At 65.9% G+C, this 24656-nt stretch carries 19 protein-coding genes; 9 read left to right on the top strand and 10 right to left on the bottom strand.

Features of this window, described 5'->3' with window-relative positions; all coding sequences use genetic code 11:
- The first annotated feature begins 409 nt into the window (after positions 1-409).
- From rpoD to RCH14_RS19755, 3 genes are all read left to right on the top strand, one after another.
- Positions 410-3184 (top strand): RNA polymerase sigma factor RpoD, encoded by a 2775-nt coding sequence (rpoD, locus tag RCH14_RS19765; RefSeq protein WP_343027801.1) that lies wholly within the window; start codon positions 410-412, stop codon positions 3182-3184.
- A gap of 295 nt (positions 3185-3479) precedes the next feature.
- The gene (locus RCH14_RS19760) at positions 3480-4277 is read left to right on the top strand and encodes a transporter (protein ID WP_343027800.1); all 798 of its coding nucleotides are present in this window, start codon (positions 3480-3482) and stop codon (positions 4275-4277) included.
- A gap of 12 nt (positions 4278-4289) precedes the next feature.
- A complete protein-coding gene (locus RCH14_RS19755) occupies positions 4290-5894 on the top strand; it encodes a methyl-accepting chemotaxis protein (RefSeq protein ID WP_343027799.1) in 1605 nt (534 codons plus the stop codon).
- Positions 5895-5945: 51 nt separating this feature from the next.
- On the opposite strand, the gene ppc is transcribed toward RCH14_RS19755, so the two are convergent.
- Positions 5946-8771, bottom strand: coding sequence for a phosphoenolpyruvate carboxylase (gene ppc, locus RCH14_RS19750; RefSeq protein ID WP_343027798.1), 2826 nt, complete (start codon positions 8769-8771; stop codon positions 5946-5948).
- A gap of 215 nt (positions 8772-8986) precedes the next feature.
- Between ppc and hemC the strand changes: the two genes are divergently transcribed.
- The 5 genes from hemC (at position 8987) to ppa (ending at position 13708) form a co-directional block, all read left to right on the top strand.
- Complete coding sequence (gene hemC / locus RCH14_RS19745; RefSeq protein ID WP_343027875.1) at positions 8987-9949, top strand: hydroxymethylbilane synthase; 963 nt, start codon at positions 8987-8989, stop codon at positions 9947-9949.
- A complete protein-coding gene (locus RCH14_RS19740) occupies positions 9942-10727 on the top strand; it encodes a uroporphyrinogen-III synthase (RefSeq protein WP_343027797.1) in 786 nt (261 codons plus the stop codon). Before hemC ends, RCH14_RS19740 begins: the two co-directional genes overlap by 8 nt.
- Positions 10724-11908 (top strand): uroporphyrinogen-III C-methyltransferase, encoded by a 1185-nt coding sequence (locus RCH14_RS19735; RefSeq protein WP_343027796.1) that lies wholly within the window; start codon positions 10724-10726, stop codon positions 11906-11908. Before RCH14_RS19740 ends, RCH14_RS19735 begins: the two co-directional genes overlap by 4 nt.
- 2 nt (positions 11909-11910) lie before the next feature.
- Positions 11911-13107 (top strand): heme biosynthesis protein HemY, encoded by a 1197-nt coding sequence (locus tag RCH14_RS19730; RefSeq protein WP_343027795.1) that lies wholly within the window; start codon positions 11911-11913, stop codon positions 13105-13107.
- 61 nt (positions 13108-13168) lie between these two features.
- Complete coding sequence (gene ppa / locus RCH14_RS19725) at positions 13169-13708, top strand: inorganic diphosphatase (RefSeq protein WP_258837489.1); 540 nt, start codon at positions 13169-13171, stop codon at positions 13706-13708.
- A 60-nt stretch (positions 13709-13768) separates the two neighbouring features.
- Here ppa and RCH14_RS19720 read toward each other — a convergent pair whose 3' ends face one another.
- From RCH14_RS19720 to RCH14_RS19690, 7 genes are all read right to left on the bottom strand, one after another.
- Positions 13769-14437: a choice-of-anchor J domain-containing protein gene (locus RCH14_RS19720; protein WP_343027794.1), complete on the bottom strand. Its 669-nt coding sequence runs from the start codon at positions 14435-14437 to the stop codon at positions 13769-13771.
- 154 nt (positions 14438-14591) lie between these two features.
- Complete coding sequence (locus RCH14_RS19715) at positions 14592-15668, bottom strand: branched-chain amino acid ABC transporter permease (RefSeq protein WP_343027793.1); 1077 nt, start codon at positions 15666-15668, stop codon at positions 14592-14594.
- A 2-nt stretch (positions 15669-15670) separates the two neighbouring features.
- The gene (locus tag RCH14_RS19710) at positions 15671-16693 is read right to left on the bottom strand and encodes a branched-chain amino acid ABC transporter permease (RefSeq protein ID WP_343027792.1); all 1023 of its coding nucleotides are present in this window, start codon (positions 16691-16693) and stop codon (positions 15671-15673) included.
- Positions 16694-16701: 8 nt separating this feature from the next.
- Complete coding sequence (locus tag RCH14_RS19705) at positions 16702-17427, bottom strand: ABC transporter ATP-binding protein (RefSeq protein WP_343027874.1); 726 nt, start codon at positions 17425-17427, stop codon at positions 16702-16704.
- A gap of 7 nt (positions 17428-17434) precedes the next feature.
- Complete coding sequence (locus RCH14_RS19700) at positions 17435-18232, bottom strand: ABC transporter ATP-binding protein (RefSeq protein ID WP_343027791.1); 798 nt, start codon at positions 18230-18232, stop codon at positions 17435-17437.
- A 1-nt stretch (position 18233) separates the two neighbouring features.
- Positions 18234-19433 (bottom strand): substrate-binding domain-containing protein, encoded by a 1200-nt coding sequence (locus tag RCH14_RS19695; RefSeq protein ID WP_343027790.1) that lies wholly within the window; start codon positions 19431-19433, stop codon positions 18234-18236.
- Between the two features lie 45 nt (positions 19434-19478).
- The gene (locus tag RCH14_RS19690; RefSeq protein WP_343027789.1) at positions 19479-21761 is read right to left on the bottom strand and encodes a TonB-dependent receptor domain-containing protein; all 2283 of its coding nucleotides are present in this window, start codon (positions 21759-21761) and stop codon (positions 19479-19481) included.
- Positions 21762-22009: 248 nt separating this feature from the next.
- Between RCH14_RS19690 and RCH14_RS19685 the strand changes: the two genes are divergently transcribed.
- Entirely contained in the window at positions 22010-22930 is a 921-nt protein-coding gene (locus RCH14_RS19685) for a LysR family transcriptional regulator (protein ID WP_343027788.1), read from the top strand.
- A gap of 44 nt (positions 22931-22974) precedes the next feature.
- On the opposite strand, the gene udk is transcribed toward RCH14_RS19685, so the two are convergent.
- Together udk and RCH14_RS19675 are read right to left on the bottom strand one after the other, a co-directional pair.
- Positions 22975-23616, bottom strand: coding sequence for a uridine kinase (gene udk / locus RCH14_RS19680; protein ID WP_343027787.1), 642 nt, complete (start codon positions 23614-23616; stop codon positions 22975-22977).
- A 58-nt stretch (positions 23617-23674) separates the two neighbouring features.
- Positions 23675-24652, bottom strand: a complete 978-nt coding sequence (locus tag RCH14_RS19675; protein ID WP_343027786.1) for a TIGR01777 family oxidoreductase — start codon at positions 24650-24652, stop codon at positions 23675-23677.
- Between the last annotated feature and the right edge of the window lie 4 nt (positions 24653-24656).

Below are 24656 nucleotides of genomic sequence, written 5' to 3'. Positions count from 1 at the left end.
TCCGGCTTGCGCCGGCGCAGACCAGCAAGAAGGTCGTCATGCCGGGGCAATGCACTCGGTGATGCGTGCAGATCCTTCACCGGATCGAGCGATCATCACCAAAACTTGCATTGGGGCGTAATGGCCCCATCTCCTATTCTTCTAGAAAAATAGATGCAAGCCCGTATTAGCGGGCTTTTTTTCGTTCCGACATGCACAGCACGATTTTGAACAGCGACCAACGCCATCTGCCCGCAGCCCCGATATTACGCCGGCGCGCGCACCGAAGGGCAGGTCGAGCTTGAAGTCTGGCATGTACGCCCTAAGGTAGGGCCACTTCCGTTCCCCATTCCCAGGTCCCGTACGCGGGGCCCGCTGGATTATTGACTTCGCAGGCGCGCCACTCGCCTCGACTGGAGAGTTTTAAGCTATGAAAAACACCGCCAAGACATTGACACTGACAGCGAAAAAAGCCCCTGCCAAGGCATCGGCCCCGCTGGCAGTGCCTAAAACCGCCACTTCCTACTTCCTCGAAACGGACGCGGCGGCCAAGGTCACGGTGGTCAAGACCCGTTCGCGCCTGGCGACGCTCAAAGCCCAGGCCGACGCGATCCTGGCCGCCGGTGGCCCCGCCGCCGAGCCTGTGGTCAGCGAGCCAGTTGCCGCGCCAGCCGCAGCCCAGGCCCCGGTGGTCGTTGAAGCTCCACTGGCCGCAGCCCCGGTGCAAGCTGCGGCTCCTGCCGAGTTCAGCGAGCCGGCTAGCGTCGACGCCGACGCTGCCGACGCTGCCGACGCTGCCGCCGATGCCATCGCCGCGCACGATCCTGCCGACGACTACATGCCAACGCAGGCCAAGCCGGCCGCGCCACCTGTCATCGTGCGCAAGCGCGGCCGTCTGGCGGCACTGAAAAACGCCGAGTCGGAAAGCGACGTTGCTGCCGAGCCTGCACCGGCCGAGGCGGTGGCCGCCGCCGTTGCCGACCCTGCCCCGGTGGCCGAGGAAGCGCCGAAAGTCGTGCGCACCCGCACCGCGCGCCGCGTTGATGCCAGCCCGGCATCCGTCCCCGTCGCCCAGACCAATGCCGTCGGCACCGTCAGCAAGACCACCGACGCCGCCGCGCTGGCTGCGATCGACACGTCGGGCTACCTGCTGCCGCAGGTGAAGGTGCCTGGCCGCCGTGGCCGCAAGCCGAGCGAATTCGTGCCGGAAAACGACGAAGTCGCGGCGCTGAACGCCGTCGAGCGCGCCGAAATGAAGGCTGCATCGAAAGTGCGTGAGCGCAAGGCCAAGGGCATTGCGCTGCTCAAGGAAGAAGGCTTCTCCGAGACCGAACTCGAGCGTCGCCGCCAGCAGCTGAAGAACCTGATCAATATGGGCAAGGAGCGGGGCTTCCTGACCCACGCCGAGATCAACGACCATTTGCCTGAAAACATCATCGATCCGGAAGCGATCGAAGGCATCATCGCGACCTTCAACGACATGGGCATCGCCGTCTACGAACGCGCGCCTGAAGCCGAAATGATGCTGTTGTCGGACCAGGCCGTGACGCCGACGAGCGAAGACGAAGTGGAAGCGGCGGCCGCGACCGCGCTGTCGACCGCCGACTCCGACTTCGGCCGCACGACCGATCCGGTGCGCATGTACATGCGTGAAATGGGCGCCGTGTCGCTGCTCACGCGCGAAGGCGAGATCGAAATCGCCAAGCGTATCGAGCAGGGCCTGAAGGACATGGTCCAGGCGATCTCGGCCTGCCCAACGACGATTTCGGAAATCATCGCGCTGTCGCACAAGATCGCCAACGATGAGCTGAAGATCGACGACGTGGTCGATGGCTTCGTCGACATGAACGACACCCCGGCGCCAGCCGCGTCGGTCGCCCACGCCGCTGCGATCAGCGAAGAGGACGACGAAGAAGAAGAGGAAGAAGTTGAAGAAGAAGAGGGCGACGTCAACAGCGGCGCCGCTGCCGGCTACTCGCCTGAGCAGCTTGCGCAACTGAAGAAAAGCGCGCTCGAAAAATTCGCGCTGATCGAGCAGCAGTTCGACCTGATGGGCCACGCCTTCAAGAACAATGGCTATGGTTCGCCCGCCTACGAAGATGCGCAAGCCGTCATCTCGTACGAGCTGCTGGGCATCCGCTTTACTGCCAAGGTCGTCGAAAAGCTGTGCGACACGCTGCGCGGCCAGATGGACGAAGTGCGTTCGATCGAGCGCGCCGTGCTGGATATCTGCGTGAACCGCTGCGGCATGCCGCGCGCCCACTTCATCAAGGTCTTCCCGGGCAACGAAACCGATCTGCAATGGGGCGACCGCGAAGTCGACTGCGCCTATCCGTACAGCGCGGTGCTGAGCCGTAACCTGCCGGCGATCAAGGAACTGCAACAGCGCATGATCGACCTGCAGGCGCGCGTGGCGCTGCCACTGGCCGACCTGCGCAAGATCAACAAGCAGATGGCGGCGGGCGAGAAGCGCGCACGCCAGGCCAAGCGCGAAATGACCGTGGCCAACCTGCGCCTGGTGATCTCGATTGCCAAGAAATACATCAATCGCGGCCTGCAGTTCCTGGATCTGATCCAGGAAGGCAATATCGGCCTGCTGAAAGCGGTCGACAAGTTCGAATACCGTCGTGGTTACAAATTCTCGACCTATGCGACATGGTGGATCCGCCAGGCGATCACGCGTTCGATCGCCGACATGGCCCGCACGATCCGCGTGCCGGTGCACATGATCGAGACGATCAACAAGATGAACCGCATCTCGCGTCAGATCATGCAGGAAACCGGCAGCGAGCCCGATCTGCCGACGCTGGCCCTGAAGATGGAAATGCCAGAGAACAAGGTTCGCGAGATCATGAAGATCGCGAAGGAGCCGATTTCGATGGAAACGCCGATGGGCGAGGACGGCGATTCGCAGCTGGGCGACTTCATCGAAGACAACGCCACGCTGGCGCCGCTCGACGCTGCGCTGCACGCCTCGATGCGCAACGTGATCAAGGAAGTGCTGGACTCGCTGACGCCGCGCGAAGCAAAGGTGCTGCGCATGCGTTACGGCGTGGAGATGTCGAACGACCACACGCTGGAAGAAGTGGGCAAGCAGTTCGACGTCACGCGCGAGCGGATTCGCCAGATCGAAGCCAAGGCGATGAGCAAGCTGCGCCAGCCGTCGCGTTCGGACAAGCTCAAGACTTTCTTGCACAATCAGTAATTCGTTCCAAAGCGTCGGTGGTCTCGACGTGACAAAGCCGCCCGGTTTGCGCCGGGCGGCTTTTTTTGCGCTGTCGTTTTTCTGCGATCGATGCAGTGCGCACCACCTGTCAGGATAAACCACGGATGTGCCGCGAACACGATTCTTTGTCACTTTCCCAAGTAAATCGTGGTTGTCAATACACACGTTCTATTGAACAGCAGAAATAAATTTGGACATCTGCTCTGCGCGCACAAATTTTTGCAATACTCGACCTGCACGCCAGGCTCAGACCTCCTTCCTGAAAGACCGCAAGATGCCTTCCATCCAAACCCCACGCCTTACCTTTACCTGTCTGGCCAGCCTCGCGCTGCTGGCCCCGCTGTCAGCCGTCGCTGGCGACGACGACGGCATCGTCACCGACCGTCCCGATTTCGTCGAGTCCAGCAATGTGGTCGGCCGCGGCCGGTTCCAGATCGAGACCAGCGTGCTGACCGAGCGGGACAAGTCCGATGGTGCGCGCGCGCGCACCTACAGCATGCCGACGCTGCTGCGCTACGGCGTGGGCGACGTTCTCGAACTGCGGCTCGAGACCGACGGCCGTACGGTCCAGCATGTCAGCGGCGATGGCACGTCAGCCGGCTACGCCGACACGGCGCTCGGCGTGAAGTGGCATGTGCAGGACGAGTCGCCGGGCCGCCCGTCAGTCGGTGTGCTGCTGCACGCCGACCTGGCCAGCGGCTCGCGCGCCTGGCGCGGCCAGGGCGTACGCCCGTCGCTGCGCATGGCGGCCGAATGGGAATTGCCGGGCGGCCTCGCGCTGGGCGTAATGCCCGGCATCGGGCGCGAGCGCACCGAGGACGGCAAGCGCTACGGCTACGGCATCTTCGGCATCGTGCTTGGCAAGGAATTGACGCCGACGTGGCGCGCGTTCGTCGAAGTGGCGGCGCCGCAGATCGCCCGCAGCGCCAACGGCGGCACCGTGGCCACCTTCGACGCGGGCATGGCCTGGCTGTTGTCGGAGCGCTGCCAGCTCGACACCATGCTCGCGCTGGGCCTGAACCGGCGCACGCCCGATGCCGCGCTCACGGTCGGGCTATCGTTCAAACTGTAGGGAGAATCCACCATGAATCTGACGATCCGGCACCGGCTGTTTCTATCGAACCTGGCAGCGGTCTTTCTGGCCGCCATCGTCGCCAGTATCGGCTACGGCGCGATGTTGTCGCTCGATACGGCGATCAACGCGATCACCGTCAACGGCACCGCGCTGAAGCACCAGCTCCAGGCCGACATGGCGCACGACGCCTTGCGCGCCGACGTGCTGGCCGCGCTGATCGCCGGGCCGGATGACGCAGCCAAGCAGGCCGAGGTCCGGCGTGACCATGCGCAGCACGCGGCGACGCTGGCCGGGTTGATCGACACGCTGGCCAAGGAGGGTACCGACGCCGCGCTGCAAAGCGCCATTCCCCCCGTGCGCGCCGACGTCGACGCTTACCTCAAAAGCGTGGCGCGGATGATCGACCTGGCGTTCACGAATCCCGTCGCGGCGCGCGAGGCGCAGGCGGACTTCGTGGGGCATTTTCGCAAGCTGGAAACGAGTATGGGCGAGCTGAGCGACACCATCGAGGCCAGTTCGGAAGCCACACGCGTTGGCGGCAACGCGCTGATTGCCCGCTCGGAACGCCTGCTCCTGATCGCTGCCCTGATCGCCGTGATGCTGATGGTGGTGGTGGGCCAGCTGTCGGCGCGCGCCATCCGGCGCCCGCTCGAAGAAGCGGTGGCGTTCGCAGGCCGCATCGCCGATGGCGACCTGGGCGCAACGCTCGAGTGCAACGCCGACGACAAGACTGAAACCGGTCGCCTGAAGGTGGCACTGCAGCGCATGCGCGCCAACCTGCATGGGGTGGTCAGCCAGGTGCGCGGCAGTGCCGACGCGATCGAAACGGCGTCCGGTGAAATCGCCAGCGGCAATCTGGATCTGTCACGCCGTACCGAACAGCAGGCCGGCGCGCTGGAAGAAACGGCGGCGTCGATCGAAGAACTGACGGCGACGGTCAAGCAGAACGCCGACAGCGCCTTGCAGGCCAACACCCTGTCTGCATCGGCCTCCGCGGTCGCCGTCAAGGGCGGCGAGGCGGTGGCGCGCGTGGTCGACACGATGGGCGCGATCCACACCTCGTCGCGCCGCATCGTCGACATCACCGGCACAATCGAGTCGATCGCGTTCCAGACCAATATCCTGGCGCTCAATGCGGCGGTGGAAGCGGCGCGCGCCGGCGAGCAGGGGCGCGGTTTTGCCGTGGTGGCGTCCGAGGTGCGTAGCCTTGCCCAGCGCGCCAATACGGCAGCCGGCCAAATCAAGGTGCTCATCGACGAGTCGGTGCGCCACGCCGACAACGGCATCGCCCTCGTGGCAGCGGCCGGCGGTACGATGGACGAGATCGTGGTCAGTGTGCGGCGCGTGACCGAGATCGTGGCGGAGATTGCCAATGCCAGTCATCGGCAGGGGCTGGGCATCGCGCAGGTCAATAGCGCGATCGGAGAAATCGACGCCGTCACGCAGCAGAATGCCGCGCTCGTGGAACAGGCGGCGGCGGCGGCGGCCTCGATGCAGGAGCAGACGGCCAACCTTAGTGTACTGGTCGGGAATTTCAAGCTGGGCCAGGCGGCGCCGGTACAGCTGGCGCCGGTGAGCCGGCGGCGCCAGGCTGTCGCCCTGCAGCTGGCCTGAGCGGCCGCGCAGGGTGATTGCCCGGGCCGCTGGCCCGGGCAGGCTGAACCGTCAGCCGGTATTGCGCAAGCCGGCCGCCACGCCGTTGATCGACAGGTGGATGCCCCGGTGCACGCGCGCATCGACCTGGCTCGCCGGGTCAAGCGCCAGCGCCCGGTGCCGCACGATCAACTCGACCTGCAGGTGGTTCAATGGGTCCAGATACGCAAACCGGTTCTGGATCGAGCGCGCCAGCAGCGGATTGCCCTGCAGGCGCTCGCCCGTGCCGGTGATCTCTTCCAGGATGGTCAGCGTGAGCGCGTGCTCGGCCGTGATGCGCTTGAAGATCCGCTCGCGCAGTCCGACGTCGGCGACCAGCTCGGCATAGCGGCGGGCGATCGGCAGATCGGTCTTGGCCAGCACCATGTCCATGTTCGACAGCAGCGTGGCAAAGAATGGCCATTCCTGGAACATCGTGCGCAGCTCGCCCAGTTTCGCCTCGCGCTCGCCTTCACCAAGCCAGCCATGGACCGCCGAGGCAAAGCCAAACCAGCCCGGCAGCAGCAGACGGCACTGGCCCCACGAAAAGCCCCATGGAATCGCGCGCAGGTCTTCGATGCGGCGTGTCGACTTGCGTGAGGCGGGACGCGAACCGAGGTTCAGTTCCGCGATCTCGGCGATCGGCGTGGCCGCAAAGAAGTAGTCGGTGAAGCCCGGCGTGTCGTAGACCAGGTCGCGGTAGGCCTTGTAGGCGCGGTTGGACAGCTCGGCCATCACGGATTCGAAGCGGTGCAGGCGGCCGGTCTGCGCCTGGCTGGCGGTGTTGGGCGTCAGGCTCGCCTCCAGTGTGGCCGAGACCAGCAGCTCCAGGTTGCGCCGGCCGATTTCGGCATTCGAGAACTTGGACGCGATGATCTCGCCCTGTTCGGTCAGGCGGATCTGGCCATTGACGGTGCCCGGCGGCTGGGCGCGGATCGCGTCGTAGCTCGGGCCGCCGCCACGGCCGACCGTGCCGCCGCGGCCATGGAACAGGCGCAGCTTGACCTTCTGTTGCGCGAACACGTCGACCAGTTTCAGCTCGGCCTGGTACAGCTCCCAGTTCGAGGTCAAAAAGCCGCCGTCCTTGTTCGAGTCGGAGTAGCCCAGCATGACTTCCTGCAGGTGGCCCTGCTTGGCGATGACGCTGGCCACGAAGGGCAGCGCCATCCAGGCATCCATGATGCCGGCCGCGCGCTGCAGGTCGGGGATGGTTTCGAACAGCGGGATCACCATCACTTCGCCCGTCGTGCTGCCCGCGCGCAGCAGCCCGGTTTCTTTTTGCAGCAGCAGCACTTCGAGCAGGTCGGACACCGTCTCGGTGTGCGAGATGATGTAGTTGCGGATCGCGCGCGGGCCGTAGCGCAGGCGGATCTCGCGCGCGCAGCGCAGGATTGCCAGCTCGGAAGCTGTCTCTTCGCCGTAGGTGTCCCATGGCGAAATCAAGGGCCGGGCGCTGTCGAGTTCGCGCAGCAGCAGCGCGACCTTGGCGTCTTCGTCGAGCGCGGCGTAGTCGGGCTCGACGCCGGCACGGGCCAGCAATTCGGCCAGCACGCGCTCGTGGATGTCCGAACTCTGGCGCATGTCGAGTGAGGCCAGGTGAAAGCCAAAGATGCGCGCAGCGCGCAGCAAGCCGGCCAGGCGCGGCATGGTGAGCATGGCACCGTGGTTCTGGCGCAGCGAGTCAGCCAGCGTTTCGAGGTCGGCCGCAAACAGTTCCGGGTCGAGGTAGGGCGCGGCGTGGCCGACTTCCTTGCGCAGGATGTGGCCCACGCCCAGTTCGCGCGCGGTGGCGGCCAGGCGCGCATAGATGCCGATCAGCGCGCGCCGGTAAGGCTCGTCGCTGCGGTGCGGCGAGGCGTCGGGCGAGTTCTGGGCCAACAGTTCCAGCGCCGGCGTGACGTCCACCAGCAGCGTGGAGGCCGACAGTTCGGCGCCAAGCGCATGGACTTCGTCGAGATAGAAGTCGAGGATCGTCGTCGACTGGCGCGTCAGCGCGTGGCGCATCGTGTCGGCGTTGACGTTCGGGTTGCCGTCACGGTCGCCGCCGATCCAGCTGCCCATCTGCAGGTACGACGCGTGCGGCCGGGGTGAGCCATCTTCTGCCTCATCGTCAGGACCGTATTGCTCGGCGATCTCGAACTCGATATCGTCGTACAGCGCCGGCAATTCGCGCAGGAACGTGATGCGGTAGTACGACAGCGCATTGTCGATTTCGTCGGCCACCGTCAGCTTCGAGTAGCGCAGCATGCGCGTCTGCCACAGCGTGGCGATGCGCGCATGCAGCATCTGCTCGTTGCGCTGGCGCTCGCGCGGCGTGAGCGGCGTGTCGCGCTCGGCCAGCAGGCGCGCGATATCGTGTTCGGCGTCCAGGATGCTCTTGCGCTGCACCTCGGTAGGGTGCGCCGTCAGCACGGGCGAGATCAGGGCATCGTTGAAAAATGCCTGGACCTCGTCGCGCCCGATGCCGGCGCCGGCCAGCTGGCCCAGCGCGTAGCCGATGCTGCCCGCGCGCGGCGCCGAGCCGCCCAGCAGGTGCGCGCGGCGGCGGCGGTTATGGTGCTGGTCTTCGGCGATATTGGCCAGGTGCGAAAAATACGAAAACGCGCGCACCACCGAAATGGTCTGGTCGCGCGTGAGCCCGTGCAGCATCGTCGTGAGTTCCTTGCTGGCGTCGGGATCGTCGTCGCGCCTGAAACGCACGGCAGTCTGGCGGATGGTTTCGACCAGATAGAAGACTTCGGCGCCTTCCTGGTCGCGCAGCACGTCGCCGAGCAGGCGGCCGAGCAGGCGGATGTCTTCTTTGAGCGGCGCGTCCTTGTCGGCGCCGGTGGATACGTCAGGGAGAGCAGGGTTGTTCATATCGACCACAAGTAAGCGTTGTGCGAGGGCGGTTGGCCACGGTCTGCAAGAGGCCCCCATGATAAAATTTGTGATCTTATGCAGGGAGCGGTTACCGGCATCGGTCGGATCGGCCCAATGACAGTGAAAGAATTCGTGTGTTAGCAGCTATACATCAGGGAACTTCGCAGGGAACTTCGGCGCCAGCGGCGTCCACCAGCGCGACGCCGGCAGGCTTGACGCCGTCAAAACTCATTATCGCATCCCGCGAGAGCCGCCTGGCCATGTGGCAGGCTGAGCACGTGCGCGACCGGCTCGTCGCATTATATCCACAGTGCCGGGTCGAGATTCTCGGGATGACGACACGGGGCGACCAGATTCTCGACCGCACGCTGGCGGCCGTCGGCGGCAAGGGCCTGTTCGTCAAGGAACTCGAAGTCGCGATGGCCGAAGGCCGCGCCGACCTGGCCGTGCACTCGCTCAAGGACGTGCCGATGGAGCTGCCCGAAGGCTTCGAACTGACCGCCGTGCTCGAACGCGAAGACCCGCGCGACGCGTTTGTCTCGAACGACTATGCCAGCCTCGATGTGCTGCCGGCCGGCGCCATCGTCGGCACGAGCAGCCTGCGCCGCCAGTCGCTGATCGCGGCGCGCTATCCGCACCTGGTCATCCTGCCGCTGCGCGGCAACCTCGATACGCGGCTTGGCAAGCTCGATCGCGGCGAATATGCCGCCATCATCCTGGCGGCCGCGGGCCTCAAGCGCCTCGGCCTGCCGCAGCGCATCCGCGCTTTGCTCGAACCTGAAATGAGCTTGCCGGCCGCCGGGCAGGGCGCGATGGCGATCGAAATCCTGAGCAACGCGCGCAGCGACGGCGTCGACCTGCGCGCGGTGCTCGCCCCACTGAATCACGACGACACGGCCAGCGCCGTGCTGGCCGAGCGCAAGGTGTCGCGCATCTTTGGCGGCAGCTGCCAGATTCCGCTGGCGGCGTTCGCCACCGTGCAGGGTGGCCAACTGCGCCTGCGCGCGATGGTGGCCACGCCCGACGGCAAGCGCAGCGCGCACGCCGAAGTGAGCGGCCCGGTCGAGCAGCCCGAGTATCTGGGCGAGCAGGTGTCCGAGTTGCTGGCCCAGCAGGATGCGAACGCGATCCTGGCGGCGTGCCGTCTCGATGCCGCGGCAAACCAGGATGCCTGACACGGCAAGCGTCGTCGTCACGCGCCCGCGCGCGCAGGCCGACGCGCTGGCGCAGGCGGTTGCCGCCAGCGGCCGCACGGTCGTGCTCCTGCCGCTGCTCGAGATCAGCCCGGTCGACGATGCGGCGCCGCTGCGCGCGGCGCTGGCCGAACTGGACGGGTTCGCGCTGGTCGCCTTCGTCTCTCCGAATGCCATCGACGCCGCGTTCGCGCACATCGATGCCTGGCCAGCGGCGGTCCCGGTGGCAATCGTCGGCGACGGCAGCCGCGCCGCGCTGGCGCGCCACGGCGTGACGGGTGACGCCTTCACCATCTTCAGCCCGGCCGACAGCGCGCACAGCGATTCTGAGCATCTGCTGCAGCGCCTCGACCTGGCATCGTACGCCGGCAAGCGCGTGCTGATCGTGCGCGGCGACGGTGGCCGCGAGCTGCTGGCCGACGCCTTGCGCGCCGCCGGCGCCCGGGTCGAGCCGGTGGCCGCATATCGCCGCGCGACGCCGGTATTGACGGCAGAACTGGCTGCACGATTGCGCACCTTGCTGGCGCAGCCAAACGACTGGATAATCACGAGCTCGGAAGCCCTGCGCGGCCTGGCAGGGCTGGTGCAATCCATCGACAACGGTGGAGACGATGCGCTGATGCCACGGTTGCTGCAGCAGCGCCTGATCGTGCCCCATGCGCGGATTGCACAGACGGCCCGCGATCTGGGCCTGGAACACGTGCGCCTCACCGGTTCCGGCGATGCACGCCTACTAGCCGCGTTACAATCACAAGAATGAACGAATTGCCGAATAATCCAGACCAACCCCAGGCCAGTGTGCCCGCTCCCAGCCTTGCCAAGCCGGAGGAGGCGCAGGTGCCGCCTGCTGCTGCGCCACGCATGAGCGGCCCGGCCACGCGCGGCCTGCTCGAGCGCGTGGCGCGGCCGTTGCCGTTGGCCGTCATCGCGCTGGCCGTGCTGCTGGTGGCGCAGACCCTCTCGTCGCACAGCCGCATCAATTCGCTGCGCCAGGACATGGCGCGCAGCCTGCAGAAGGGCAATGCGGTCAATGCCGAGACGGCAGCGCTGGCGCGCGACGTGGCCGATCAGTCGAAAGAACTGCAGATCAAGGTCGGCGTACTGGAGAGCCGTCAGAGCGAAGCGCAGAGCCAGCAGGTCGCGCTCGAGCAGCTCTACAAGGATCTGTCGCAGAACCGCGACGAGTGGGCACTGTCCGAAATCGAGCAGGTGCTCGCCACCGCGAGCCAGCAACTGCAACTGGCCGGCAATGTGCAGGGCGCCCTGATCGCGCTGCAGAACGCCGACCGCGCCGTCTCGAGCTCGAACGCACCGCAGTTCCTGACCATCCGCCGCGCGATCGCGGCCGACATCGACAAGCTCAAGGCCTTGCCGGCCGTCGATCTGGCCGGTGTCGCGCTGCGCCTTGACAATGCGATCGCCCAGGTCGAGACGCTGCCGATGCTGGCCGACGAAAAGCCGTTGCTGCCGGTCGCGCCAGTGCGCACGACGCGCCGGCTCGAGGCCGCAGCCGCGCCGGGCAGGACTGCCGCGCCAGCCGTCGCGCCCGAATCGCTTGGCGTCGGCCAGCGCCTGCTGCAGACCTGGAGTATGTGGAGCCAGGAAATGTGGGACGACGTACGCCAGCTGATCCGCGTGCGCAGTGTCGAAGAGCCCGAGGCGCTGATGCTCTCGCCGAGCGAGTCGTTCTTCGTGCGCGAAAACCTCAAGCTGCGCCTGCTCAATGCGCGCCTGGCCTTGTTGTCGCGTAACGAAGCCACGTTCCGCGACGATCTGGCCACCGCCCAGACCATGCTGGCGAAGTATTTCGACACGCGCGCCCGCACGACGCAATCGGTCCAGGCGGCATTGCGCCAAGTCCAGGCCAACGACCTGACGATCGAGCTGCCGACGCTCGCCGAAAGCCTGGGCGCGGTACGTAACTACAAAGCGAAGCAATAACCATGCGCCTACTCATTTGGCTGGTTACGCTGATGGCTGCGGCCATCGGCATCGCGGTGACGGCGCGCTTCAATCCGGGCAATGTGGTGCTGTTCTATCCGCCGCACCGGATCGACATGTCGCTCAATCTGTTTGTCGTGGTGCTGCTGCTGCTGTTTGCCACGCTGTACGTGCTGGTGCGCACGTTCTATGCGACGGCGCGCATGCCGCAGCGGGTGGCGGCGTACCGCCAGCGCCGGCGCGAGCGCGACGGCAACAAGGGCTTGCGCGATGCGCTCAAGGCGCTGTTCGAAGGCCGTTTCGGCCATGCCGAGAAAGCCGCGATGCGCGCCGCCGACCTGCCCGAGAACACGGGCCTGGCCGCCCTGATCGGCGCGCGCGCGGCGCATCGCATGCGCGAGCCGGCGCGACGCGACGCCTGGTTGGCCGGCATCTCGCACGACACCACGCTCAAGACGGCGCGCCTGATGACGCTGACCGAACTGTTGGTGGACGACCACCGGCCCGAAGCGGCGCTCGAAGCGGTGGCCGAACTCAATGCCAGCGGCCAGCGCCACATCCATGCGCTGCAGTGGGCGATGAAGGCCAACCAGCAGGCGCGCAACTGGCCCGAGGTGCTGCGCCTGGTACGCATCCTCGACAAGCGCAACGCGCTGCATCCGGCCCTGGCCCGGCGCCTGCGCGAAATGGCCTACGAAGCGCTGCTGGGCGAACAAGACCACGACGCCGAATCGATCCGCTGGACCTGGGCCACGGTGCCGCTGCAAGACCGCACGGTGCCGTATGTGGCGGCGCGCGCCGCCGGCGCCTTCAATGCGCGCGGCCTGCACGACGAAGCGCGCGCGATTGCCGAAGAGTCGCTCAGGGCCAACTGGGACGAGCGCGTCGTGCGCGCCTACCGCGACGCGGCCAGCCCGGCCGGCTCGCCATCGCTGCTGGCCCAGATCGAAGCCTGCGAAACCTGGCGCCGCGAACGGCCACAGGACGCCGAACTGGCGCTCACGCTCGGCACGCTGTGCCTGAAACAGAAATTGTGGGGCAAGGCCCAGCGCTATCTGGAGCAAGCCTTGTCGGACGCGACCGAAGCGTCGATGGTGCGCGAAGCGCATCTGAAACTGGCCCAGATGCACGAAGCGCTGGGACACGAAGAGCTGGCCGCAAAGCATTACCGGCAGTGCGCACTGGCGACCGTGTTGTAACGCGGGCCTTTCGCTATAATGACGGACTAATTTTGACTATTTAGCAACCAAGGACCCCCTCATGAGCCTGAATAACGTCCCCGCCGGCAAAGACGTGCCGAACGACTTCAACGTCATCATCGAAATCCCGATGAACTCCGATCCGGTCAAGTACGAAGTCGACAAGGACACGGGCGCGATCTTCGTCGACCGTTTCATGGGTACGGCCATGCACTACCCGTGCAACTACGGCTACGTGCCGCAAACCATCGCCGACGACGGTGACCCATGCGACGTGCTGGTCATCACCCCGTTCCCGCTGCCGCCAGGCGTCGTGGTCCGTTGCCGCGCGCTGGGCGTGCTGAAGATGACCGACGACGGCGGCGGCGACGCCAAAGTGATCGCCGTGCCGATCGAAAAAGTGCTGCCGATGTACAAGAAAATCCAGTCGCTCGACGACGTGGAAGAGCTGCGCCTGAAGCAGATCCAGCACTTCTTCGAGCACTACAAGGATCTCGAAGCCGGCAAATGGGTCAAGATCGAAGGCTGGGCTGGTATCGATGAAGCCAAGGCCGAGATCGTTGCCGGCGTGGCAGCGTTCAACAAGGGCGCCCAGGCATAAGCCAGCGCGCATGCAGTCTACGAAAGCCGGCGGCCCGTAAGGACCGCCGGCTTTTTTATCTCAGTGGCGCTCGTGGCGCTCGTGGCGGCGCAGCAGGCCAAGCACGCCCAGGCCGCTGGCCAGCAGCAGCCGGCTGGTCGGTTCCGGCAGGCGCGTGAGCACGCGTACCGCGTCGAGTCCGACATGGCTTAGCCTGGCCGGGTCGCCCAGGTAACGAAACGCGAAGCGGCCTGCGCCGTCGAGCGTCAGGTCGAGGTGCCATGGCTGCCATTGGGCGGGGAAGTCGGTGGCGCCGCCGATGGTGGCCAGCAGGGTATCGAAGGACGCCGCAGCGGTGGCGCTGCCGTGGCCGAAACGCACTTCGAGCAGGTCGTCGAAGCCGTCGACGCGTTCGCGACTGGTGAAGAACGACAGCGTACTCAGGCCGCCGAGCGTCAGTGTGGGCGTGATCAGCCAGTTGTCGACAAGGCCGATGCCGTTGGCGGCGCTGAGACAGCTCGCAGCGGCGTACGCGCCAGGTGCGCCGGCCTGCGCCGGGAAGATGGCGGGATTGCCCTGGCACCACGGCGCGCCGGGTGGGACGCTGCGGTTGATGCGCGCCCAGCCGGGGGACGCGGCCAGATTGCTGAAGTCTTCGCTGAGCACCTCGATCCCGGCCGGCTGCACCGTCAGTGGGGCGCAGGCGGCCGGGACCGCTGCTGCGGCAAGCATGTAATTGAGTCGTTGCATCGTAAGCCGTCGTATGGTGAGTGGTGGCTTCATCATAGAAACGGCATGCGCTGCGGTATTGTGGTGCGTTGGGGCGGCCACGTCGCCTGCCCGGCGTGGCGCAAAGGGGGAGGCGGAACCAAAAAAAGACGCCGAGGTCGCAAGTTGCGTAGCGTCAAGAGCGCGCCAGCCACGCCCGCAGCCGCAGCTTGCCCACGATCCCGATCGGGAACCAGTAAATGGACAGGATGAACAGCAGCCCCAGCCATAGCATCCAGCGATCCGGGTGCAGGATGGCGGCCAGCACCGGCACGCCCCCGAGCGCGGCAGCGCCGTGCGCCATCCAGTCCCGCAGGTAGTTCTGGGCCAGGATGAACAGCGTGGCGCCGACCACCGCGCCATACATCGTGCCCATGCCGCCGATCACGACGATCAGCAGGATATCGGTCATGACCTCGAACCCGAGCGACGTCTTCGGGCCAACATAGCGCAGCCACAGCGCCATCAGCGCGCCGGCCAGGCTCGCCGTCAGCGCCGCCAGGACGTTGGCCCAGATCCGGTACACCATCGTGCGGTAGCCCAGTGCTTCGGCGCGAAACGGGTTTTCGCGGATCGCCTGCAGCACGCGCCCGAACGGTGAATTGACCAGCCGCAGCAGGAACAGGAACAGCAGCACGCAGCCCAGGAACACGACGTAATAGGTGAGTACCCGGCCATCGAGCTGGCGCCCGAATACCTCGTGCTCGACCAGCCGGAAGCCGGGCGAGAGAACAGCAGGCACGCCGAACGTGACACCATCCTCGCCGCCGGTGAAGTCGGACAGTTGCGAGGCCAGCACGGCAAACGACGAGGCCACGGCCAGCGTGATCATCGCGTAGAAGATGGCTTGCACGCGCAGCGCGAACAGGCCCACCACCAGCGCCAGAGCGAGCGCGAGCAGCAGCGCCAGGCCAAGACCCGTCATGGCGACGCTCCAGGTGGGCGTGTCGACGCGCGCCAGCGCCAGCCCGACGCCATACGCACCGATCCCGTAGAACATGGTGTGGGCGAACGAGACGATGCCGGTATAACCCAGCAGCAGGTCGTAGGAGGCGACCAGCACGATATACACGCAGATCGTGGCAGCCGAGTTGAGCGGCCGCGCGCCGGAAGTCAGGAACGGCGCCAGTGCGAGCCCGAGCAGGATCACGATCAGCAGCGCCGTCAGGATGCGGCTGCGCGGCAGGTCGCCCGATAGCAATTTCAGCAGCATGCTCAGCCCCGTCCCGTCGCGTACAGCCCGGCGGGCCGCCACAGCAGCACCGTGATCATCAGGACGATGCTCGAAACCAGCGCGATCCCGGGCGCCAGGAAGCCGGTGTAGTTGGCCACCAGCGCGATGAGCAGCGCGCCGATGAAGCAGCCGCCGACCGATCCCAGGCCGCCGATGATGATGACGATGAACAGCATCACCATGATCTCGCCGCCCATCGCCGCCGTCAGTGTTTCCTTGTACAGGCCCCACATGACGCCCCCCAGGCCGGCCAGGCTCGCGCCGGCCGCGAACACCATCACGAACAGGCGCCGGATGCGGTAGCCGAGCGCTTCGACCATCTCGCCATGTTCGACGCCGGCGCGCACCAGCAGGCCGATCTTCGTGCGGTTCAGGATCAGGTGCAGCGCGACGACTACTACCAGCCCGACCGCCACCGCCACCAGGCGGTACTTGTCGATGGCCGCGTCGCCCAGCAGGAGCGCGCCGCGCAGGGCCGTGGGCAGCGGCACGGCGATCGTCCCGGCGCCCCAGACGACGTGGATCAGCTGCTCGGCCACGATCATGCCGCCCATCGTGACCAGGATCTGCTTGAGGTGCTGGCCGTAGACGGGCTGGATGAGCAGGCGCTCGAAGGCCCAGCCCAGCAGCGCCGTGACCAGCATGGCGACCACGATCGCCAGCGCCAGCACGCCCAGGTTGAGCGGCAGCGAATCCATCTCGAGCCAGGCGCGCAGCGGCAACAACACGAGCGTGGCGGAAAATGCCCCGACGGCGATGAACGCGCCATGGCCGAAATTGATCACGTTCATCAATCCGAACACCAGGGTCAGGCCGCTGGCCATGATGAAGATCATCATGCCCATCGCGAGCCCCGCGACGGTGAGGGTGACCCAGGTGGACCAGCTGCCCACCAGCGGCAGCATGGCCAGCATCAGCGCCGGCACCAGCAGCAGCGGCGCGATGTCGGGGCGGGTGGCCGGTAGCTGGACGTCGGCCTGCGGTACGGCGGTGGCGATGGACATGGGTATTCCTATGGGTGGGTGTCGAGGGATAGCCCGAGCAGGCGCTGTTGCAGCGCGGCGTCGCCGGCCAGCACGGCCATCGGGCCGGCATGGACCACGCGGCCGTCGTCCATCACGCTGGCCGTGTCGCCCAGCGCGCGCACGACGTGAACGTTCTGCTCGACCAGCAGGATCGTCGCGCCCTGGGCCTTCAGTTCGCGAAACGCCGCCATCAGGCTGTGCACGATGGCTGGCGCCAGCCCCTTGGTCGGCTCGTCGACCAGCAGCAGTTTGCGCGGCTCGACCATGGCGCGCGCGATCGCCACCATCTGTTTCTGGCCGCCGGACAGGTTACCGGCCGGGCGGTGCCAGAAGGTGCGCAGCGCCGGGAAGAAGCCGCAGATCCAGTCGATGCGGGCAGCGTCGAGCGGACCGTCGCGCGCGGCCAGCACCAGGTTCTCGCGCACCGTCAGCGCGGAAAACACGGCCATGTTTTCGGGCACGTACGCAATGCCGGCCCGCGCGATGTCGGGCGTGGCCAGGTTGGTGATGTCGCAGCCATCGAAGTGGATGCTGCCGCTGCTGGCGCGCCATAAGCCCATGATCGTGCGCAGCGTCGTCGTCTTGCCGGCCCCGTTGCGCCCCAGCAGGACGGCCAGTTCGCCGCGCGCCACCTGCAGGTTGACGCCCTGCAGTATGTGATACTGGCCGATGTGCGTGTGCACGCCGGCCAGGCGCAGCAGCGGTCGGCCCATCGCGGGGTCAGGCGCGAGCATGTTCGGTGTCGGACGTTCCAAGATAGGCCTCCTGAACGATGGCGGATGCCATGACTTCGCGCGGGTCGCCATCGGCCACCAGCGCGCCGTTGTGCAGCACGACGATGCGATCGGCCAGCTGGCGCACGACGTCCATCTTGTGCTCGACCAGCAAGACGGTGCGGGCAGCGTCACCCTTGACTTCGCGGATCAGGTCGAGCACGACCGGCACGTCATCCACGCTCATGCCCGCAGTGGGCTCGTCGAACATCATCACGCACGGCTGCAGCGCCAGCAGGATCGCCACTTCCAGCTTGCGCTGGTCGCCGTGCGACAGTGCGCCCACCAGCATGTCGCGCCGCGCGGCAAGCGCCACCCGCTCGAGGTAATAGTCGGCGCGTTCGATCAGCCCCTGATGGCTGGACCAGACCGACAGGAAGTTCAGCCCGATGCCGGCGCGGCTCTGCACGGCCAGACGCACGTTCTCGATCACCGAGAGCAGCGGAAACAGGTTCGTGAGCTGGAATGCGCGGCCGATGCCGAGACGCGTGCGGCGCGCGGCGCCCAGGCGCGTGATGTCGCGGCCATGCAGGTGCACGCTGCCGGCGCTCGCGCGCAGCTGGCCCGAGATCAGGTTGAACCACGTGGTCTTGCCGGCCCCGTTGGGCCCGACGATTACGGTGAGCGTGCCGGGATAAAAGTCGGCCGTGACGGCGTTGACGGCAACGTGCCCGCCGAAGCGGATCGTCAGGCCACGCGTGGACAGGGACGGCGCAATGCGGTCAGGAGCGCGGTCGGCGGCCATGTCAGCGCTTGTTTCGCAGCGGCAGCGGTAACTCGCCGGCCGGAATGTCGCGCACCAGTTCGAGCAGATCCCACTCGCTCTTCTGGTTCTTCTTGATGCGAAAGTGGTACATCGGCTGGATCGCCTGATGGTCTTGATTGCGAAAGACCATGGCACCCTTTGGTGTCTCGAAGCGCATGCCTTCCATCGCGGCGGCCATCTTGTCGCCATCCCCGTCCGACACCTTGCCCAGCGCCGCAACGACCGCGCTGGCGGCGGCCATGCCACCGGCGGTGAACATGTCGGGTGGGGTCTTGTAGCGCTTCGTGTGCTGCGCCACCAGCCAGTCGTTCATCGGATTTTTTGGAAAATCGTAGTAGTAATAGATGGTGCCTTCGGTGCCGGCATGGGCCTTCCAGGTCTGCATCACGGGCAGGATATTGCCGCCCGGCGCCAGCACGATGCCGTAGCGCTCCGGCTTCATGGCGGCGATCTTGTTCATCGGGCTGGGCCCGGCCCAGACGATCGCCAGCACGCGTGGCGGCGGCTTGTCTTTCAGGGCGTCGAACAGGCGCTGCGCCGATGCGGTGAAGTCGGTCGTTGCCAGCGGCGCGTATTCTTCGTGGATGACGCTGGCCTTGCTGCCAGTGGCCGCCAGCGCTTCCTTGCCAGCCTTGATCGCGTCGCGCCCGAACGCGTAATCCTGGGTCAGGAAGCCCACGCTGCCGCTTTTCAGGGTGCTGGCGGCGGCCAGCGCATCCTGCATCGAGCTGCGCGCCGTGCGAAAGATGTACTTGTTCCACTTGTCTCCGGTGATCGCATCGGCCACGGCCGGCTCGATGATCAGGACTTTTTTATATTCCTTCGCCACCGGCAGCATGGCCAGCGCCGAGGCCGACGAGGTGGTGCCGACAGCGATGTCGACGCGGTCGTCGCCATACGCTTCGGCCAGCAGCGTCCGGCCCAGATCGGGCTTGCTCTGGTCGTCCTTGACGATCACCTTGATGGCGCGGCCGTTGATGGCCATCGTGCCCCTGGTCAGGTATTCGAGGCCCAGCATGAAGCCGGTTTCCGTCTCGCGCGCATAGTTGTCGAGTGCGCCCGTCTTGCCGGCGATGAGGGCAACCTTGATTTCCTTGCCCTGCGCGCCCGCATGGGGCGTCGCGCCCAGTGCGACCGCAGCCAGCAGCAGCAGGGCGAAGGGGATGATCGGATGGGGCATGCTGTCTCCTGGTGATGTCGTGTCACGCGTGGTTCAGGCTGCAATTCAGAAGCGCAGTTCGAGCGTTGCCGACACCGTGCGCGGGTTGCCGTAGAAGGCGGTCAAGGTGCCTTCGTTGCCCAGCGTCGGGAACAGGTAGCCGGCGGTCTTGTAATGCGCATCGCCCAGGTTCTTGCCGTGCAGGCCGGCGCGCACCTTGCCATCGAGCCGGGTCCAGACGATGCTGGCGTCCCAGATCCTGTACGCGTCCTGGTCGAGGATCGAGGCGGTTTCGAACTGGCTGGTGGCGCCCTTGAACGCATAGCTGCCGATCAGCGACACGCGCCCGTTATGGCCCATGACCGGCAGCGCAATATCGTAGTTGGCGCGCAGGTTGGCCGAATTCTTCGGCGTGTTCTGGAACCTGCGCTGGCCGGCCACATTGACATTGGCCACGATGTATTCCTTGTAGCTGGCGTCGATGTAGCTGTACATCCCGGCAAGCATGAAGCTGGGCGTGAGGTTGGCGACCGCCTCGAGTTCGACGCCCTTGATCCTTGCTTTGCCGGCGTTGGTCGTCACGCCGGCGAAGCTGTCGTCGCGCCCGTCGCCGTTGGTATCGATGGCGACCGATCCCGGTATCTGCACGTCCTGGTAATCGCTGTAGAACACGGCCAGGTTGGTGGTGATGCGCCCGCCATTGAAGGCCGACTTGAGGCCCAGTTCGGTCGTCTCGATCGTCTCCGGGGCATAGCCGGCGCGCGCGGTGGCGATCGGGAGCCGCGTGCCGACCACGTTCAGGCGCGGATCGAATCCGCCGCCCTTGAAGCCTTCGGCATACGACGCGTACAGGTTGTGGGCGTCGTTCATCTTCCAGCTCAGTGCCACGCGCGGCGTGAATTTCTTGTCCGTGCGCGCCAGCAGGCCGCCGGTCAGGTCAGTATCGGTGCGAAACAGGATCGCGTTCGGATTGCCCATCGCGGGCGAGCCGGCCAGGCCGAAATAGATCTGGCGCAGCACGTCGCCTTCGCGCTTGTCGACCGTGTAGCGCCCGCCCAGCGACAGGTTCACGCCATCGGTGATCGTGTAGCTGCCGTCGATATAGGCGGCCCAGGCCTGCGTGTCCATGTCGCCCAGCGTGAAGGTCGACGTGGGGACCGCACCGGCCAGCAGCGTGTCGAACTTGTTGTAGGCGTTGGCGTCCATGTAGTACACGCCGGCCACGCCCTGCAGGCGCGCGCCGGTGTAGGTGGCTTGCAGTTCCTGGCTGAACTGGCGGTTGGTGTACAGCGCCGGCACTTCCATGTCGACCACGGGCAGGGCGTCGAAGTCGATCGGCGCCCACGACTTGTCGCGGCGCGCGGCGGTGATCGACTTCAGGCGCCACGCGCTGTCGACGGTGTAGTCAAGCGTGACCGAGCCGCCGTACGAGCGCACTTCCTGGTCGCGGCCCAGTGCCTTGGTCAGGTTGCCGCGCGTGTCGAACACGTTGTCCAGGATTGGCGCGCCGCTCGTGCGCCCGACGATCAAACGATGGCCATTCTTGGGGCTGGAATCGTCTTGCGTGACGTCGCCGGCAAGGCGCACGAACAGGTCCTGGGTCGGCATGAGTTCGGCCGAGACCCGGCCGGCGGTAACGTCCTTGTCGTAGTTGCCCTTGCCAGTGCTCAGGTTGTCGCCAAAGCCGTCGCGCTTGAAGCGCGCGAACGTGCCGCCGATGCGCGCCGTGTCGGATAGCGGCGTGCTGGCCGTGAGCACGTCATCCTTCTGGCCATAGTCGCCGAGCGTGGCGCGCAAGCGCACGTTGCGCTGGGCGCCAAGCCTGCGCGTGACGTACTTGAGCGCGCCGCCGATCGTGTTGCGGCCGTACAGCGTGCCCTGCGGGCCGCGCAGCACCTCGATGCGCTCGACGTCGTAGATGTCGGCCACGGCGGCCTGCGGCCGGGCCAGGTAGATATCATCGACATAGATGCCCACGCCGGATTCGAACCCGGCCAGCGGGTCGGCCTGGCCGACGCCGCGGATGAACGCCGTGAGCGTGCTGTTGGTGGCGCGCGATGCCTTGAGCGTCGTGTTGGGCAGCGACAGCGCGAGGGCGGTCACGTCGGGCAGCGCCTGCTTGGAAAGCTGGTCGGCGGAGAACGCGGTGACCGATACCGGCACGTCCTGCAGCGACTCTTCGCGCCGGCGGGCGGTGACGACCACCCTGGAGATAGTGTCGTCGGTGTTCGCCGCTGCCGGGGCGCCCGTCGCTTCCTGGGCATGGACGGCGCCGATGGCGCCACTGCACGCGGCCAGCAGGGCATACGTGGACGGGTTCAGCAGCTTCATCTTTCTGATCGTACGCATGCATGTCTCCTTGTTGTTCGTCGCCACGGTGGATGTGTCGCTCAATGGGGGAATGTGCACGAGCGCACCATGCGTGGCCTTGCGTATTAACAAGCGCTCTGGTGAATACGCAGTTCGAATGGCGGCGTTGCAACAGATGGTCGAACGGCGGCGCGCCGTCTCACCAAGCCATGCGGCGCTGCGGCGATTGAGGACCCGGCCGTGCGGTTGATGTATCCTCGCGAAGTATCCATTTCACGAGGGCCCCCATGCGCAGCCAGATCAGCGACGACATCACCTTCCGCAAGCTCGAGATCCTGCTGGCATACATGGAGGGCGGCAACCTGAACGCCGCCGCGCGCATGCTCGACATCAGTGCCGTGAGCGTGCACCGCGCGCTGCATTCGCTGGAAGACGGCATGAGTTGTCAGCTGTTCAGTCTGCAAGGCCGCAACCTGATTCCCAACGACGCCGCGCAGGTGCTGGCCGATGTGAGCCGCGAAGTGGTGCGCTTGATGGCGGACGGGATTGCGGCGACGCGCTCGGCAGCCGGTTATTCGGCGGATCATCTGAAGATCGGCTCGCTGTATTCGCTGACGACTGGCACGATCCCCGATGTCATCATCGGCATCAAACTGCGCAAGCAGGAACTCGAAACCGAACTGGTACTGGGTTCGAACGCCGATCTGCTGCACAAACTCAAACAGAATGCGATCGATGCGGCGCTGATGGCGGTGCCCGAGCCCGATCCGGATATCGAATCGATCGTTTTGTTCGAGGACGAGATTTTTTTTGCGGCGCCGGCCGGGTCGCCGTACGCGGGCATGACAGAGGTGGATCTGCGCGCCTGCGCGGACGAGAAATTCGTCTGCCTGAAAGATGGTTTCGTGACCTTCAGCGGTTTTCAGGAAGCGTTTCGCATCGCCGGGTATGCGCCGAGCATCGTCACGCGCGTGGGCGATATTTTTTCGCTGATGAATCTGGTGGGGGCGGGGATCGGCTACACGCTGCTGCCTGGCCGCGTGCGCCATGCGTTCGGCGACAAGGTCCAGCTGATCCCGTTGAAAAACGACTATCTGATGCGCCAGACGATCGGCTTGAGTTTTCTGCGCGTGCGCGAGCGGGATCCGAACCTGCTGGCGCTGGCGGCGGTGTGCCGGATGCTGAAACACCGCACGCCAACGAACTGAGCGCGTTGGCGCCGGTGCCAGTCCGGATCAGCGCCCAGCCATACTCATGCGCGCTTGAGCTGGCTGATCACGCTGGCGACCTTGGTGGTGATCATGTCGACAGCCGGATTGTTCGCTCCGTGCGGGATGATGACATCGGCGTTGCGCTTGGTCGGCTCGATGAATTGCTTGTGCATCGGACGCACGGTGTCCAAGTACTGGCTGATGACGCTGTCCACCGAGCGGCCGCGTTCCGTGATATCGCGCTGCATGCGGCGGATGAAGCGGATGTCGGACGCCGTATCGACAAAGATCTTCAGCGACATCATGTCGCACAAGGCCGGGTCATACAGCGCAAACAGGCCTTCGATGACGATCACCGGGGCCGGCTTGACCCGGATGGTGCGGTCGGAGCGGTTGTGGAGCGTGAAGTCGTACTCGGGCATATCGATCGATTCGCCCCGGCGCAGGGCCTGGACGTGCTGCACCAGCAGCGACCACTCGAACGCCTGCGGATGATCGTAGTTCTGCTGGGTGCGCACTTCGGGGCTGAGATGCGTCTGGTCGCAGTAATAATCGTCCTGCATCACGACCGAGACCATCTCGGTGCCGAACGTGGACAACACTTGCCTGGACACGGTGGACTTGCCACTGCCGCTACCGCCCGCGACGCCAATAATAAACGGTTGAAAAGGAAAACTAAGCATGCTGAATGATACCGGAATCCGGACCTGACTGACAGGCCCGGGGGCCCTGTCCCCGCCGTTACTTCAGGCTGCGCAGCGCCGCTTCAAGCGCCGGATAGGTGAACTCGAACCCTTCGCGTGCGAAGCGCAAGGGCACCACACGCTGGCCTTCGAGCAGCAGGTCGGCCTGCTCGCCCAGCGCCAGGCGCATCGGCCAACCTGGCGTCGGGATCACGCAGGGCCGGTTCCAGACACGCGCAGCCGCCTGGCTGAATTCCAGTTGCGACACCGCGATCGGCGCGGTGAAATTGGTCGCACCAAACGTCGGCGCAGATGCATCCTTTAACGCCTGTTTCCAGCGATGGGCGATGCCTGCGACCAGATCGTCGACGTGAATCCATGACAGCCACTGGCGGCCACTGCCCAGCCGGCCGCCAATGCCCAGCCGGATCGGCAGCAGCATCATCGGCAGCGCGCCTTGCTCGCCCAGCACCAGGCCGAAGCGCATGCACTCGACCTGCACGCCATGGCGCACGGCGCCGGCGGCGGCCGCTTCCCACTCGCGGCACAGATCCGACATGAACATCGGCTGTGGCGGCGCCGTTTCATCGAGCTTGGCGTCGTCGCCGATCGCCTGGATACCGTAGTAGCCGATCGCGGATGCCGACAGCAGCAGCCGCGGCTTGTGACTGGCGCGGCCAATCCAGTCGACCACGTTTTCCGTCAGTGCGACGCGGCTCTGGCGCAGCGCGGCCTTGCGCGCGTCGGTCCAGCGCTGGCCGAGAATCCGGGCGCCGGCCAGGTTGACGACGATGTCGACCCGGTGCTCGAGCGGCAGATCATCCATCGCAGCGATGGCGCGCACCCGGCCCTCGAACAGCGTCGTAGCGCGTTGTACGTCGCGGGTCAGCGCGATCACGTCGTGACCGTCCTGCAGCAGCGCGCGCACCAGGTGCTGGCCGACGAAGCCCGTGGCGCCGGTGACCAGCACGCAGCGGGCGACCGTGTCGAAGACGCTTGGTGCCTTGTTGGATGTCGGTGTCGCACTCGTTGTCAACTTG

Source organism: Massilia sp. MP_M2, assembly GCF_039123635.1.
In the GTDB taxonomy this organism is placed as follows: Bacteria; Pseudomonadota; Gammaproteobacteria; order Burkholderiales; family Burkholderiaceae_D; genus Telluria.
Note: the sequence above shows the minus strand (reverse complement) of the source record. Positions and strands in the feature narration are given on the sequence as shown.